The sequence below is a fragment of the Azospirillum brasilense genome, from assembly GCF_008365405.1.
GTDB lineage: Bacteria > Pseudomonadota > Alphaproteobacteria > Azospirillales > Azospirillaceae > Azospirillum > Azospirillum brasilense_D.
This window is the reverse complement of record NZ_QOKV01000011.1, coordinates 1-13,605: the sequence shown is the minus strand read 5'-3', so window position 1 is coordinate 13,605 and position 13,605 is coordinate 1. Positions and strand designations below refer to the sequence as shown.

Sequence of the window (13,605 nt, the reverse complement as noted above, 5' to 3'; positions counted from 1 at the left end):
GCGGGGGGTGTCGGGACCGGCGGTCAGCGCCGGTCCGACAGAAGGTGCAGCCCGACGGTGAGGTCGAGGATGATGATCGCCAGGGCCGCCACGCCGATGGTGATGGAGGACACCGCGGCGATGACCGGGTCGATCGTGTACTGGACGTAGTTGAAGAGCTTGACCGGGATGGTCGTCATCTCCGCCGTGGTGTTGAAGATGCTCAGCTCGACGTTGATCCAGGAGGAGATGAAGGCGAAGATCGCGCCGCTCGCCAAGCCGCTGCGGATCTGCGGCAGCGTGACGAGGAAGAAGGTCTCCATCGGGCGGGCGCCCAGGTCGGCGGAGGCCTCCTCCAGCGCCCGCTGCTCCGGCGTCAGCTGCGGCAGGACGGAGCGCAGGACGAAGGGCATGATGATGACGATGTGCCCGACCAGCAGCGCCGTGAAGCTGCGCATCAGGCCCAGCGCCGCGCAGTATTGCAGGAGGGCGGCGCCCAGCACGACGTGCGGCAGGACCAGCGGCGACATCAGCAGCGACAACAGGAACTTCTTGCCCGGAAACTCGCAGCGGGCGATGGCCAGCGCCGCCGGGACGCCGAGGAGCAGGGCCGCCGCCGTGGCGACCAGGGCCAGCAGGGTGCTGGTGCCGAAGGCCGCCAGATAGGAGGTGTCGCCGAGCATCCGCCCGTACCAGTCGAGCGTCAGCCCCTGCGGCGGGAAGGCGAGGTAGCTGGTGGCGGTGAAGGAGGAACCGACGATGACCAGAAGCGGCAGGATCAGGTAGGCCATGACCGACCAGGACACCACCCGCAGAAGAAGCCGTGCGATCATTGGGCTTTCCTCCCCGTTGCGCTGGCCCCGGCGTTGCCGATCCAGCCGGCCAAACCGACCAGGACCAGCGTCATGACCAGCAGCGTCATGCTGAGCGCGCCGCCGTAGTTCACGTCGAAGACCGTGCTGTACTGCTGGAAGATCAGCATGGGGAAGACCGTGATCTTGCCGCCGCTCAGCAGGGCCGGCGTGACGTAGGCGCTGACCGCCAGAGTGAAGACCATGACGATCCCCGACATCAGCCCCGGCAGGCAGAGCGGAAAGGTGACCGTGCGGAAGGTGTCGAAGGGCGTAGCGCCGAGGTCGGAGGAGGCGTCCTCCAGCGCCGGGTCCACCGCGGCCAGCGCGTTGCCGACGGCCAGCACGATGAAGGGCAGCAGGATGTAGACCAGCCCGATCACGATGCCCAGCTCGGTGCCGAGGAAGCGCATCGGGCGATCCAGGATGCCGACCCCGACCAGCGCGTCGTTGACGAGGCCGTTGCGGCCCAGCAGCACCATCCAGCCGAAGGAGCGGACGATGTTGCTGGTGAACAGCGGCAGCACCAGCAGGATCACGCAGGTCCGCCGCAGCGCCGCCGACTTGACCACCCGCACCAGATAATAGGCCAGCGGGTAGCCGAGAAGCGCGCAGGCCACCGTGGTCAGCCCGGCGATGCGGAAGGTCGCCGCCAGCACGTCCCAGTGATACTGGTCGAACAGCACCCGCGCGTAGTTGCCGAGGGACGGCACGCCGCCCGCCATCAGGCTGGACGACACGACCACGATCATCGGAACGGCGAAGAAGGCGGCGAAGAAGGCGACCGGGGCCGCCAGCAGGGGCAAGGCTCGGTTCATGGCGGCGCTCATGGTCGTGCTCATGGTCCGGACCGGTGGGTGGCCGGCTCGGCGATGATGTGGACGTGCCCCGGACGGAAGCCGACGAAGACCGGCGCCCCCGGATTCAGCCCCTCCCCCGCCATGCCCAGCCGGCGGCTAGCCAGAAGATGCTCGCCGACGCGCACCGTCACGACGGTCTGCCCGCCGGTGTCGATGACGTCCTCGACGAAGCCCTGATCGGTGATCAGGCCCGGCGCCTCCGGCTCCTTCAGCAACTCGACATGCTCGGGCCGCAGCACCGCGGTGTAGCGCTGCCGCGTGTCGGCACCGAGATGGGGCAGCAGCGCCGACCCCACCGCCAGCCGCACCCCGGCGTCGCCCTCCGCCGTTCCCGGCAGCAGGTTGGCCTCGCCGATGAAGTCGGCGACGAAGCGGCTGGCCGGACGGGTGTAGATGGCCCGACCGTCACCGACCTGCTCGATCACGCCGCGGTTCATGACGACGATGCGGTTCGCCATGCTCATCGCCTCCTCCTGATCGTGGGTCACGAACACGAAGGCGATGCCGAGCTTTTCCTGGAGGTGCTTCAGCTCGATCTGCATCCGCTTGCGCAGCTTCAGGTCGAGCGCGCTCAGCGGCTCGTCGAGCAGGAGGAGCTTCGGGCGGTTGACGAAGGCCCGTGCCAGGGCGACGCGCTGCTGCTGGCCGCCCGACAGCTCCCGCGGGTAGCGCCCCGCCGCGGAGTCCAGCCCGACCAGCTCCAGCGCCTCGCGGGCCCGCTCCAGCGCCTCACCCCGCGCCACCCCGTGACGGCGCGGCCCGTAGGCCACGTTGTCGAGGATGCTCAGGTGCGGGAACAGGGCGTAGTGCTGGAACACCGTGTTCAGCGGGCGCCGGTGCGGCGGCAACCGCGTCACATCCTCCCCACCGATCCGGATGGTCCCGGAGTCGGGGGAGAGGAAGCCGGCGATGCAGCGCAGCAGGGTCGTCTTGCCGCAGCCGCTCGGCCCCAGCAGGGCGACGAACTCGCCGTGGGCCACATCCAGCGACACGTCCCTCAGCGCGTGGTACGCGCCGAAATGCTTGTCGATGGAGCGGATGGAGAGCAGGGCGTCGGACATGATGGGGCTCCCCGGCTGGCTGCGGTTCACTGGCGGGCGAGTTCGCGGTTCCAGGCGTCGGTGATCGCCGCGCGGTCCCGGTTGATGTCCGCCCAATTGAAAAGCTGGAGGTTCTTGACCGACCCGCCGACACCCCAGGGCAGCTTGCGCTCGACGTCCGGCGACACCGACACGTTCTGCACCGCCGGACCGAGATAGAGCTTCTCCGCCAGACAGGCCGACGCTTCCGGGGTCAGGGCGGTGTCGATGAAGCGCTGGGCGTCGGCCTTGTGCGGGGCATTCTTGACCAGATGCAGGCGGGCGTCGGTGGCCCAGACGCCTTCCTTCGGGACGGCGAAGCCGATGGGCAGGCCCTTGTCGGCCAGATCCCAGGCGCCGACGTTGAAATGCGCGCCGATGATCGCCTCGCCGCTCTGGTAGGCGTTGCTCGCCGCCCCCGAGCTGTCGAAGTAGAGCGCGGTCTTCAGCGTCTTCAGCTTTTCGAAGGTCTTGGACAGGTCGCCCGGCGGGTTGCCCCACATGCGGTTCAGGAACATGACGAACGGCACGCCGGAGGAGTTGGCCGGCGACGGGATCGTCACCGTGTCCGCGAATTCCGGCTTCCACAGGTCGTTCCACGAGGTCGGCGGGGTCTTGATCTCCTTGGTGTTGTAGGTCAGGCCGAGCGAGTAGTAGCCGGACCCCACGGCGAAGACCGACCCGTCCGCCTTGTAGATCGCCTCCGGCAACGCCTTCGCCAGGTTCGGCACACCCGTCGGGTCGATGGCGTCCAGCACGCCCGCCGCCTGCGCCATCTCGCTGATGCCGCCGTCCATGTAGGCGACGTCGAGCGTCGGCGCGTCCTTCTGCTGCTGCAGCTTGGCGAAGGTCACGGTCGAGGTGCCGATCTCCGGCACGACGCGGACGCCAGTCGCCTTGGTGAAGGGCTCCGCGACGCAGGTGCGGAAGGCCTCGCCCCAGTTGCCGCCGTACCAGGCGACGCGGATCTCGCCCTGGGCCGCGGCCGGCAGGGCGTAAAGGGAGACACCCGCCGCCAGGACGGCGGACAGGGCGGCGAGGCGGGCGGTGGTGCGGGTGGCGGCGCGCGGATGGGTCATGACCGGTTCCTTCGTGGTGTCGGTCCAGCGGGCGTCAGAGCCATGGTTCGTTCGAAAGCTAATTGTTCGAGCGTATTTTCCGATAGAAGAATGCTGCCGAATCCTTGAATATTTCCGACATGCCGACGCCCAGACCCGACATGCCGGACGCCCCGGACCGCGACGCCCCGTCCCCCGCCGATCCCCGGTTGCGCATCGGCTTCGTGCTGCTCGATCAGTTCACGCTGACCGCCTTCTCCGGGTTGATCGACGCGCTCCGGCTCGCCGCCGACCCCGGAGGGCGCAGCCGTCAAATCGACGCAAGCTGGACGGTGATGAGCGTCGGCGGACAGCCGCGCCGGTCGAGCTGCGGCGTGCTGGTGACGCCCAACAGCGACCTGCTCGCCCCGGCGCCCTTCGATTACGTCGCGGTGTGCGGCGGCAACGATTACCGGAACGAGGTGCCGGGACCGGTGACCGCCTATCTGCGCGCGGTGGCGGCGCAGCGGGTGCGGCTTCTGGGCATCTGCACAGGCACCTTCGCCATCGCGCGCGCCGGCCTCGTCGGGACACGCCGCGTCTGCGTCCATTGGAACGTGCTGGACACCTTCCGCGAGCGCTTCCCGTCCGCCAACGCCTCGGTGGACCATCTCTTCATCGACGAGGGCGACCTGATCACCTGCGCCGGATCGACGGCGGCCATCGACCTCGGCCTCTACCTCGTCGGGCGGCACTGCGGTGGGCAGAAGGCGCGGCAGGCCGTCCGCCACATGATGCTCCAGGACATCCGCCCCGGCGCGCTGCCGCAGGCGCATTTCTACGCGAACCTCGACGGCGTGACCGACGGCCGCGTCCGACAGGCAACGCATTTCATTGAACAGCGGCTGGACTCCCCGCCCTCCGTCGAGGCCATCGCCCGCTACGTCGGGGTCAGCGCCCGGCAGCTCGAACGCTCCTTCCAAGCGGCGCTGGGGATCTCGCCGTCGGCCTTCCAGCGCCGGCTGCGGCTGGATTACGGCCGCTGGCTGCTGGAACACACGCGCCGGACGATCACCGAGATCGCCTTCGACTGCGGCTTCGCCGACGCCGCCCATTTCTCGCGCGACTTCAAGACCCAGTTCGGCGAGATGCCCAGCCGGGCGCGCAAGGGCAAGCGTGAGGACGCCACCCAGGCACCGTGACGGTTTCGCCCACGGGGACGCTTAAGCCGCCAGCCCGTGGTCGATGGCGATGCGGATCAGGGCGCGCGTGCTGTCGGCGCCCAGCTTGTCCTTGATCTGGGTGCAGGCGTTGGCGACGGTCTTCTGGCTGATGCCCAGCGCCTCGGCGATGGCCGCCGCGGTCAGGCCGCGGCCCACCAGCGCCAGAATTTCCCGCTCGCGCTGGGTCAGCACCGCCAGCGGGTCGTCGGTCGGGGCCAGCGCCATCAGCGCCAGTTCGCGCGCCAGCGCGTGGTCGAGATGGACGCGGCCCGCCAGCACGCAGCGCACCGCCGTCACCAGCGTCTCCGGAGCGTCGTTCTTGGTGACGTAGCCCCTGGCCCCCGCCTTGAGCGCCCGCGCGGCGATGGCCGGGTCCTCGTGCATGCTGAAGATCAGCACCGGCACCGCCGGGTTCTCCGCCCGCATCACGCGCAGCACGTCCATCCCGCCGCCATCCCTTCCAACGGCGCCCCCCGGCAGGTTGAGGTCGAGGATGACCACGTCCGGCCGTTCCGAGCGCCACAGCGCCAGCGCCGCCGCCACGTCGGCAGCCTCGACGACGCGGCCGAGCCCGGCTTCGGCGAGCAGGCTCTGGCAACCGGCGCGCACCACCGGATGATCGTCCACCAGGAGGATCGTCGGGGTCATGCCACGCCCTCCAGCCCGACCGGGACACAGGGCAGGCAAGCGGCCACGCGGGTGCCCTGCCCGCCGTCCGATCCGATGCGCAGCGTGCCGCCCAGCGCCCTCACCCGCTCCGCCATCCCGGCAATGCCCAATCCACCCTGCTCCGCCGCACCGGCCGGCCCTTCCCTGAATCCCAGCCCGAACCCCGGCCCGTCGTCGGTCACCAAGACCTCCACCCGGTCGGTCCGGCGCCGCACCGTCACCGAGACGTTGGTCGGCCGGGCGTGGCGGAGGGCGTTGACCAGCGATTCCTGCGCCAGCCGGAAGACCGTCAGGCGCAGCACCTCGTCCAGCCCGTCGATGCCGTCCGGTGTTCCGTCCTCGTCCACGTCCAGCGACCAGCGCACCTGCGGCTCCCGCCGCGCCCACTCGTCGATCAGCCCGGACAGCGCTTCGCCCAGCGGCAACTGGTCGAGCAGGGCCGGGCGCAGTCGGACCAGGATGCGCCGGCTCAACCGGTGCACGTCCGCGGCCATGGACAGCACGGCGCGGGCGCGTCCGGCGATCTCCACCCGCTCGCTGATGGTGGCTTCCGGCTTCGGCTCCTCGCTCAGGCGCAGGATGCGCCCGGCGTCCACCTTGATGGCGAACAGCGCCGCCCCCAGCTCGTCGTGGATTTCGCGGGCGATGTCCCGGCGCTCACGGTCCTGCGCCTCGATCAGCCTCTGGCCGAGCCGGCGGTTCTCCCGACCGGCCGCGGCCAGTTCCTCGGCCAGGGCGGCGATGCCTGTGCCCAGCCGGACCAGCTCCGGCACGCCGCCGCCGGCGAGGCCGCCCCGCGGTCCGGGTTCGTAAACGCCTTCGCGCAGGCGCCGCACCGCCGCCTCGATGCGGGCGAGCGGGGCGAGCGCCCGGCCCACCGCCATCCAGGCGCCGCCCAGCAACAGCAGCCCCGCCACCAGCATCGCCAGGGCGAGGTCCCGCATGTCCTCCCAGACCTCGGCCACCTCGTCCTGCGGTTCGGCGACCACGGTCAACAGGACGCGCCCATCGGCACCGGTCAGCGCATGGGCCTGCGGCGTCACGCCGATCAGGGCTACGAACCAGCCGGGAACGGCCCCATGGGCGGCATCCCCCTCGCCCAGGGAGTCGGGCGGCGCCTCGCCTGCGATGAAGCGCAGATGGCGCAAGCCCAGCCGGTCGAGCGCCACGACGGCGTCCGGACTTGGCCCCCGCCCGGCTTCCGCCCGCCCGACAGCGATGCCGAGATCGAGGGCGGAGGCCATTTCCGCGCGGACGGCGTCGCGCGCGTTGGCGATCATCACAGCCGCGCCGGCCACCGCCAGCAGCGCCAGGAACAGCCCGATCAGGGCCAGCATGCGCATTCGCAACGACATCGCCGTCTGATCCTTCCGATACGCTTATAGGACCATCGGCGGAATGTTAACCAAGCAACCGGTCTCCGCGCTATGCGTCCTTCGAACGAGGCGAAAGCCGACGGACGGGTCTCCTGCCGCGGCGGCAGGAATTTTTCCCGCCACCTCCGGGACGTCATCATACGCGCGTTGCAAGAACGTCGTCCCCGTATCGTCCAATAGAACCGAAGAACCGCCAAGACGAACATTGGGGGCGCAAGACGCGGTGCCGGAACCGGGGCGGATCGGGCGGACGATCCGCCCCGGAAAAAACGGCCTTTCACGGGGGAAACGCATGACTTTATCCTTGGACACCAAGTCAGGAAGCAAAGCCGGACAAATTCGACGCCGAATCATAACCGCGGTGATGGCCGGCTTCCTGGCTTCCACCGCTCCGGCGGCCTGGGGAACCGCCCAAGCCGCCGAGGTCACCTGGGACGACATCGCCAACGACGCGAAGTCGGCCGGCGACGTGCTGATGTACGGCATGGGGGTGGAGGGCAAGCGCTTCAGCCCGCTGAAGCAGATCGACACCAGCAGCGTGTCGCGGCTGGTCCCCGCCTGGTCCTTCTCCTTCGGCGACGAGAAGCAGCGCGGGCAGGAGACGCAAGCGCTGGTCCATGACGGGGTGATCTACGTCACAGCCTCCTACTCGCGGATGTTCGCGCTGGATGCCCGCACCGGCAAGCGGCTGTGGACCTACGCCCACCGCCTGCCCGACGACATCCGCCCCTGCTGCGACGTGGTCAACCGCGGGGCGGCGATCTACGGCGACAAGGTGTTCTTCGGCACGCTCGACGCCTCGCTCGTCGCGCTGAACAAGGACACCGGCAAGGTCGTCTGGCGCAAGAAGTTCGCCGACCACAAGGTCGGCTACACCATGACCGGCGCGCCCACCGTCGTGAAGGACCAGAAGACCGGGCGCATGCTGCTGATCCACGGCTCGTCCGGCGACGAGTTCGGCGTGGTCGGCCGCCTGTTCGCCCGCGACCCCGACACCGGCGAGGAAATCTGGATGCGCCCGCTGGTCGAGGGGCACATGGGCCGGCTCGACGGCAAGGACAGCACCCCGACCGGCAACGCCAAGGCGCCGTCCTGGCCGCGCGACAAGGACGGGCAGCTCGTCGAGGCCTGGAACCACGGCGGCGGCGCGCCCTGGCAGAGCGCCACCTTCGACGTGGAGACCAACACCATCGTCATCGGCACCGGCAACCCGGCGCCGTGGAACGGCTGGGCGCGCTGGCCCGGCGACAGCCTCTACACCTCCGGCCAGGCCTACGTCGATCCGACCACGGGCGAGTTGAAGGGCTTCTACCAGCACACACCCAACGACACCTGGGACTTCTCCGGCAACAACGAGCTGGTGCTGTTCGACTACAAGGACGCGTCGGGCAAGACGGTCAAGGCGACCGCGCACGCCGACCGCAACGGCTTCTTCTACGTCACCGACCGGACGAAGCTGGCGGCGGCAGGGGGCGAGGCGAACAAGCCGAACAGCGTGCTGGCGGCCTTCCCCTTCGTCGACGGCATCACCTGGGCCAAGGGCATCGACCTGAAGACCGGCCGCCCCATCGAGGTGGAGGGCCAGCGCCCGCCGCCGCCCGCCGAGGGCGAGAAGCGCGGCAAGGCGGTCGAGGTCTCCCCGCCCTTCCTCGGCGGCAAGAACTGGAACCCGATGTCCTACAGCGAGGACACCGGCCTGTTCTACATCGCCGCCAACCACTGGAAGGAGGACTACTGGACGGAGCATGTCGGCTACAACCCCGGCTCCGCCTATCTCGGCATGGGCTTCCGCATCCACAAGATGTTCGAGGACCATGTCGGCGTCCTGCGCGCCATCGACCCGACGACCGGCAAGGTCGCCTGGGAGCACAAGGAGGAGTTGCCGCTGTGGTCCGGCACCCTGGCGACCGCCGGCGGGCTGGTCTTCACCGGCACCGGCGACGGCTACGTCAAGGCGTTCGACGCCAAGTCGGGGGCCGAGCTTTGGAAGTTCCAGACCGGTTCCGGCATCATCTCCTCCCCGGTCACTTGGGAACTGGACGGGGTGCAGTATGTCGGCATCACCACCGGTTACGGCGGCGCCGTGCCGCTGTGGGGCGGCGATCTCGCCGACCTCACCACCCGCGTGACCCAGGGCGGCTCCTTCTGGGTGTTCAAGCTGGCCGACGTGAAGGTCTCCAGCGCCAAGTAACGACCCGTCAGCGGGGAAGCGGGCGTGCCGGCCCGTTTCCCCGTACCGGTTTTCCAGCCTTGCAGCGATGGGAGGTCTCCCCATGAACCGCCTCTTCCGGCCCGCCTTCGCCCTGTACGCCCTGCTGTCCCTGTCCGGCCCCCTCACCGCCCCTTTGGCGGCCGAGGTCGAAACCGCCAGCCTCGGCGGCGGCGAGGAGGAGCGCGTCACCGAGGTCGCCGGCTGCGTCCTCACGGCCAAGGCGGTCTGCCCCGGCATCGACCTGCGCCACCGCAACCTGCGCAGCCTGTCGCTGGCCGGCGCCGACCTGCGCGGCGCCAACCTGATGCGGGCCGACCTGCGTCACGCCGATCTGCGCGGGGCCGACCTCAGCGGCGCGATCCTCGACGGCGCCGACCTGCGCACCGCCTTCCTCCAGGGCACGCGCCTGTCCGGCGCCCGCCTGCGCGGCGCCAACCTGGAATTCGCCCGCGCCAACGGCGCCGACCTGCGGCAGGCCGACCTGACCGCCGCCAATCTGGAGGCGCTGCGCGCCGACAAGGCCGACCTCACCGGCGCCAACCTGGAGGGCGCCAACCTCCAGGAGGCCAAGCTGTCCCTGACCAACCTGTCGCAGGCCAATCTGGAGGGCGCGAAGATCCGCTTCGCCATCTTCCAGGACGCGCTGATGACCGACTGCCGCTCCTGCCCCACCGACTGGTGACGGGAAGGCCGGCGGGCGGAGCTTCGCCTGTTCGGCCAACGGCTGCCCGAGGGAGGAAGCCGAGGCCCCTTACCGGGTGGACACCGCTCGGCTGAAGGGGCTCAGCGGGGCGGCGTGGCTTAAAGCGCCGTCACTCACAGCGCCGCCAGCACCTCATCGAGCGTGGCGAGGAACAGCTTCGCGTCCTCGGACGAGAAGACCAGCGGCGGGCGGATCTTCAGGATGTGCCCCTCCTGGCCGGTCGCGCTGATCAGCACCCGGCGCTGGCGCATGCCGTTGACCACGCGGGCCGTCTCCTCCGCCGCCGGGGTCTTCAGCTGGCGGTCGCGCACCATCTCGACGCCGATGAACAGGCCGCTGCCGCGCACGTCGCCGATCAGCTCATGCTTGGCGGCGAGCGCGCGCAGGCCGTCGATCATCTGCGTGCCGACCGCCAGGGCGTTCTCCTGCAGCCGGTCCGCCTTGATCACGCGCAGCACCGCCAGCGCCACCGCGCACGACACCGGGTTGCCGCCGAAGGTGTTGAAATAGCGCTGGCTCTTGCCGAACGCCTCGATCACCTCCGGCCGGAACACCGCGCCGGCCACCGGATGGCCGTTGCCCATCGGCTTGCCGACCGTCACGATGTCGGGCACCAGCCCGTGGCGCGCGAAGCCCCACATGTGCGTGCCGAGCCGCCCGAAGCCGGGCTGCACCTCGTCGGCGATGAAGATACCGCCGGCCTTGCGCATCACCTCCACCGCCGGAGCGAGGAAGCCGGCCGGGTCGGTGAAGACGCCGCTGCTGGAGAAGATGGTGTCGACCAGCAGCGCCGCCGGGGCGATCCCCTTCTCGCGCAGGTCGGCGATGGCAGCCTCCACGGAGCGCGCGAAGGCGGCGCCGACCTCGGCCTCCGGCATGCGGTAGCCGTCGGGCGCCGGCACCACGCGGACATGGTCGCCCAGCTTCACCGCCGCACCCAGCGAGGGCGACATCTCGGCCAGCGCCGAGGTCACGCCGTGGTAGGCGTTGTGCGCGATGACGACGCCGGTGCCGCCGGTGTGGACGCGGGCGACGCGCAGGGCCAGATCGTTGGCCTCGCTGCCGGTGCAGGTCAGCATCAAGTGCGACAGCTCCGCCGGGAACTCCGCCAGGAAGGCTTCGGCGAAGTCGAGGATGCCGTCCGTCAGGTAGCGCGTGTGGGTGTTCAGCACGGCCGCCTGCCGGGCCATCGCCTCCACCACCTCCGGCCGCGAATGCCCGACCGAGGCGACGTTGTTGTAGGCGTCCAGATAGCGGTTGCCTTCGGCGTCATAGAGGGACGAGCCCTCCCCGCGCACGACATGGATCGGGTCGGCGTAGAACAGCCGGTAGGCCGGGCCGAGCAGCTTCTCGCGGCGGGCGATCAGGGCGCGCTCGCGCTCCGGCAGGGACCCGGCGGAATCGGGCGCGTAGGCGTTGATCATGGTCATGGCGGTTCACACTTTCTGGCAGGCGAGATGGAGCAGGCGGCGCGCGGTGGCGGCCTCGTCGCCGGTCAGCCGGTCCAAGCCGGCGAAGGCGCGTTCGGCGTTGCGCAGGATGTAGGCGGCGTTGGCGGGGTATTCGGCCGCCCGCCAACTGGTGATGCCGATGGTCAGGGCGAGGCGGCCCGCCACCAGATCGGGCAGCAGTTCCACCTCGTCCTCCGTCAGCGGCAGCACGGCGTTGTAGGCCCGGGTCATCTCGACCACGGAGCCGAAGGGCGTCTCGCCGCTGGTGACGTGGTAGGCGAGCGCCGTCGCCAGATCATTGGCCAGCGGCGCCCGCAGCGCGTCGCCGAAGTCGATGATCCCGGTGACCGTCTCGTGCCCGACCGGATCGACCACCGCGTTGTGGGGGTTGAGATCGTTGTGGATCACCTGATGCCGCAGGGCCGGCAGACGGGGGGCGACCTGATCGGCGAAGCGGGCGACGAATCGCTCGACCATCCGGCGGCGCCGGTCGTCCGCCACGTAATGCAGCCGGTCGGCGACGCTGGCGGTGCGGGTGATGTCCCACAGCAGGTCGCGCTCCGAGCCGGGATGCTCGTAGTCGGCCAGCGCCCGATCCAGCCGGGCCAGCGTCGTTCCCAACGCCCGCATCAGACCCGGCGAGGGCGGCGCGGCGTGGAGCGGCGTTCCTTCGAGATAGGTCAGCAGCCGCAGCACCATGGCGCTGCCGTCGATGTGGACGATCGCCTGGGCCGCCCCGTCCAGCGTCGGCACGACCCGCGGCACCGGCAGGGACGGGTCGCGGGCGGCCACATGCTGCATGGCCCCGGTCTGGAAGCTGGTGACGAGCGTCGGCTCCGCCGGGTTGGTGAACTTCAGCACATAGCCCCGCCCATCCCCCCCTCGCTCGTTGGGCGCGGCGATGTGGAAGTTGCGGTCGCGCTCGCTGCTCAGCTCGCGGACGGTGCCGGTCACGCCGAACCACCGTTGCAGGATGGCACCGGCCTCCTCCGCGGAGATCGCCGGCGCGGCGGTGGTCAGAACGTCACCCTGGATCGGGGCCGGTGTCATCGCCGGTGTCTCCTCAAGGTTCGAAGCGGTCAATGTTTGATGCATCATAGTGGCGTGTGGATCGGCTGAGGAAGCGGATGGGATCGGCGGGGCATCAGACGGCGAGCGCCTCGGGATGCACGCCGTCGATCCTCTCCAGGATCGGGCCGCTGGCCAGCAGGATGTCGGCCTGGATGGCGGCGGCGGCGGCTGGGCCGTCGTGGCTGCGGATGGCGTCCATCAGCGGGTAATGGTGGTCGATCATCGTGCGCCCGGCACCGCCGTAGACGTCGGCGATCAAGGGTCCCATCTGCAGCCACAGCCGCCGCAGAATGTCGCCGAGCACCGGCATATCCGCGAACTCGGACACCTTGAAATGGAAGATCTGGTTGAGTTCGGTGGCCAGCGCGGTGTTGCCGGCGGCCATCGCCTCCTCGTTGCGCTTGAGCAGGGCGTCCAAGGCCGCGATCTGCGCGGGCGTCGCCTGCTCGGCGGCGCGGGCGGCGGCCAGCCCTTCCAGATTGACGCGGATGTCGCGAATCTCCAGGTACGTGGCCCGGGTCAGCATCGGGACGCGGATGTCGCGCGGCGAGCGCAGCACCAGGGCCTGATCCTGCACCAGCCGCAGGATGGCGTCGCGCACCGGCGTGACGCTCGTCCCCAGCCGGTCGGCCAGATCACGGATCTTGAGGCGGTCGTTCGGCTTGAAGGCGCCCTTCATCAGGGCCTCGCACAATTTCTGGTAAATCGTGCCGCCGAGATTGTCGTGCTCGAGAAGGGTGAGATCGAACCCGCTCATCCTCCGCCCTTCCCCGTCATCCGATGCATGATGCATCATAATACCGTGAAAAGGGGGCAAAGGTCAAGGCGGCCCGCAGGATCATCCAGAGCTGTCGCATTTGGCCGTCATGGTCCTCTTCCTACCGAAGGGCTTTGCGATAGAGCCGGATTTTGGGTGTCATAAGCGTATTCCGTAGCGAAGCAGCTCTGTTGCAAAGTTGGCCGGCATGGATCGTGCCCCTGAGCGTGGTGTAGGAGTTGGGTCGCTCATTTGGTCTCCGGCTGGTCTGGCCGGGATTGTCAGGCAGCCACGTCGGGCAGGCTGACGAGGGGATCATCGCCGAGCGGGGCGATGG

At 69.7% G+C, this 13,605-nt stretch carries 12 protein-coding genes; 3 read left to right on the top strand and 9 right to left on the bottom strand.

Annotated elements, in window-relative coordinates; genetic code table 11:
- Positions 1-23 precede the first annotated feature (23 nt).
- From DS837_RS17435 to DS837_RS17420, 4 genes are read right to left on the bottom strand one after another with little or no spacing between them, the layout of a single operon-like run.
- Positions 24-812: an ABC transporter permease gene (locus tag DS837_RS17435; RefSeq protein ID WP_035681830.1), complete on the bottom strand. Its 789-nt coding sequence runs from the start codon at positions 810-812 to the stop codon at positions 24-26.
- Positions 809-1,672: an ABC transporter permease gene (locus DS837_RS17430; protein WP_145675296.1), complete on the bottom strand. Its 864-nt coding sequence runs from the start codon at positions 1,670-1,672 to the stop codon at positions 809-811. The genes DS837_RS17435 and DS837_RS17430 overlap by 4 nt, the downstream gene beginning before the upstream one ends.
- Entirely contained in the window at positions 1,669-2,751 is a 1,083-nt protein-coding gene (locus tag DS837_RS17425) for an ABC transporter ATP-binding protein (RefSeq protein WP_149165919.1), read from the bottom strand. Before DS837_RS17425 ends, DS837_RS17430 begins: the two co-directional genes overlap by 4 nt.
- A gap of 26 nt (positions 2,752-2,777) precedes the next feature.
- Positions 2,778-3,848 (bottom strand): ABC transporter substrate-binding protein, encoded by a 1,071-nt coding sequence (locus DS837_RS17420; protein ID WP_149165918.1) that lies wholly within the window; start codon positions 3,846-3,848, stop codon positions 2,778-2,780.
- 119 nt (positions 3,849-3,967) lie between these two features.
- Between DS837_RS17420 and DS837_RS17415 the strand changes: the two genes are divergently transcribed.
- Positions 3,968-5,008 (top strand): GlxA family transcriptional regulator, encoded by a 1,041-nt coding sequence (locus DS837_RS17415; RefSeq protein ID WP_247889991.1) that lies wholly within the window; start codon positions 3,968-3,970, stop codon positions 5,006-5,008.
- A 21-nt stretch (positions 5,009-5,029) separates the two neighbouring features.
- Here the strand turns inward: DS837_RS17415 and DS837_RS17410 are convergent, their stop codons facing one another.
- Positions 5,030-5,677 carry a response regulator gene (locus tag DS837_RS17410; protein ID WP_149165917.1) on the bottom strand — a complete coding sequence of 216 codons (648 nt, stop codon included), beginning with the start codon at positions 5,675-5,677 and terminating at the stop codon, positions 5,030-5,032.
- Positions 5,674-7,053, bottom strand: coding sequence for an ATP-binding protein (locus DS837_RS17405; protein ID WP_247889990.1), 1,380 nt, complete (start codon positions 7,051-7,053; stop codon positions 5,674-5,676). The genes DS837_RS17410 and DS837_RS17405 overlap by 4 nt, the downstream gene beginning before the upstream one ends.
- A 313-nt stretch (positions 7,054-7,366) precedes the next feature.
- Between DS837_RS17405 and DS837_RS17400 the strand changes: the two genes are divergently transcribed.
- Both DS837_RS17400 and DS837_RS17395 read left to right on the top strand, forming a co-directional pair.
- The gene (locus tag DS837_RS17400; protein ID WP_425599256.1) at positions 7,367-9,265 is read left to right on the top strand and encodes a methanol/ethanol family PQQ-dependent dehydrogenase; all 1,899 of its coding nucleotides are present in this window, start codon (positions 7,367-7,369) and stop codon (positions 9,263-9,265) included.
- Between the two features lie 82 nt (positions 9,266-9,347).
- Complete coding sequence (locus DS837_RS17395; protein ID WP_149165916.1) at positions 9,348-9,968, top strand: pentapeptide repeat-containing protein; 621 nt, start codon at positions 9,348-9,350, stop codon at positions 9,966-9,968.
- A gap of 134 nt (positions 9,969-10,102) precedes the next feature.
- On the opposite strand, the gene DS837_RS17390 is transcribed toward DS837_RS17395, so the two are convergent.
- The 3 genes from DS837_RS17390 to DS837_RS17380 form a co-directional block, all read right to left on the bottom strand.
- On the bottom strand, positions 10,103-11,419 hold the full coding sequence (locus tag DS837_RS17390; protein ID WP_149165915.1) for an aspartate aminotransferase family protein: 1,317 nt from the start codon (positions 11,417-11,419) through the stop codon (positions 10,103-10,105).
- Between the two features lie 6 nt (positions 11,420-11,425).
- A complete protein-coding gene (locus DS837_RS17385) occupies positions 11,426-12,490 on the bottom strand; it encodes a phosphotransferase (RefSeq protein WP_149165914.1) in 1,065 nt (354 codons plus the stop codon).
- Between the two features lie 94 nt (positions 12,491-12,584).
- On the bottom strand, positions 12,585-13,268 hold the full coding sequence (locus DS837_RS17380; protein WP_170295891.1) for a GntR family transcriptional regulator: 684 nt from the start codon (positions 13,266-13,268) through the stop codon (positions 12,585-12,587).
- Positions 13,269-13,605 lie beyond the last annotated feature (337 nt).

Coding starts and splice junctions, on each gene's coding strand:
- DS837_RS17405 (WP_247889990.1), bottom strand. CDS start 7,053: ATGTCGTTGCGAATGCGCATGCTGGCCCTGATCGGGCTGTTCCTGGCG.
- DS837_RS17420 (WP_149165918.1), bottom strand. CDS start 3,848: ATGACCCATCCGCGCGCCGCCACCCGCACCACCGCCCGCCTCGCCGCC.
- DS837_RS17425 (WP_149165919.1), bottom strand. CDS start 2,751: ATGTCCGACGCCCTGCTCTCCATCCGCTCCATCGACAAGCATTTCGGC.
- DS837_RS17390 (WP_149165915.1), bottom strand. CDS start 11,419: ATGACCATGATCAACGCCTACGCGCCCGATTCCGCCGGGTCCCTGCCG.
- DS837_RS17410 (WP_149165917.1), bottom strand. CDS start 5,677: ATGACCCCGACGATCCTCCTGGTGGACGATCATCCGGTGGTGCGCGCC.
- DS837_RS17400 (WP_425599256.1), top strand. CDS start 7,367: ATGACTTTATCCTTGGACACCAAGTCAGGAAGCAAAGCCGGACAAATT.
- DS837_RS17395 (WP_149165916.1), top strand. CDS start 9,348: ATGAACCGCCTCTTCCGGCCCGCCTTCGCCCTGTACGCCCTGCTGTCC.
- DS837_RS17415 (WP_247889991.1), top strand. CDS start 3,968: ATGCCGACGCCCAGACCCGACATGCCGGACGCCCCGGACCGCGACGCC.
- DS837_RS17430 (WP_145675296.1), bottom strand. CDS start 1,672: ATGAGCACGACCATGAGCGCCGCCATGAACCGAGCCTTGCCCCTGCTG.
- DS837_RS17380 (WP_170295891.1), bottom strand. CDS start 13,268: ATGAGCGGGTTCGATCTCACCCTTCTCGAGCACGACAATCTCGGCGGC.
- DS837_RS17435 (WP_035681830.1), bottom strand. CDS start 812: ATGATCGCACGGCTTCTTCTGCGGGTGGTGTCCTGGTCGGTCATGGCC.
- DS837_RS17385 (WP_149165914.1), bottom strand. CDS start 12,490: ATGACACCGGCCCCGATCCAGGGTGACGTTCTGACCACCGCCGCGCCG.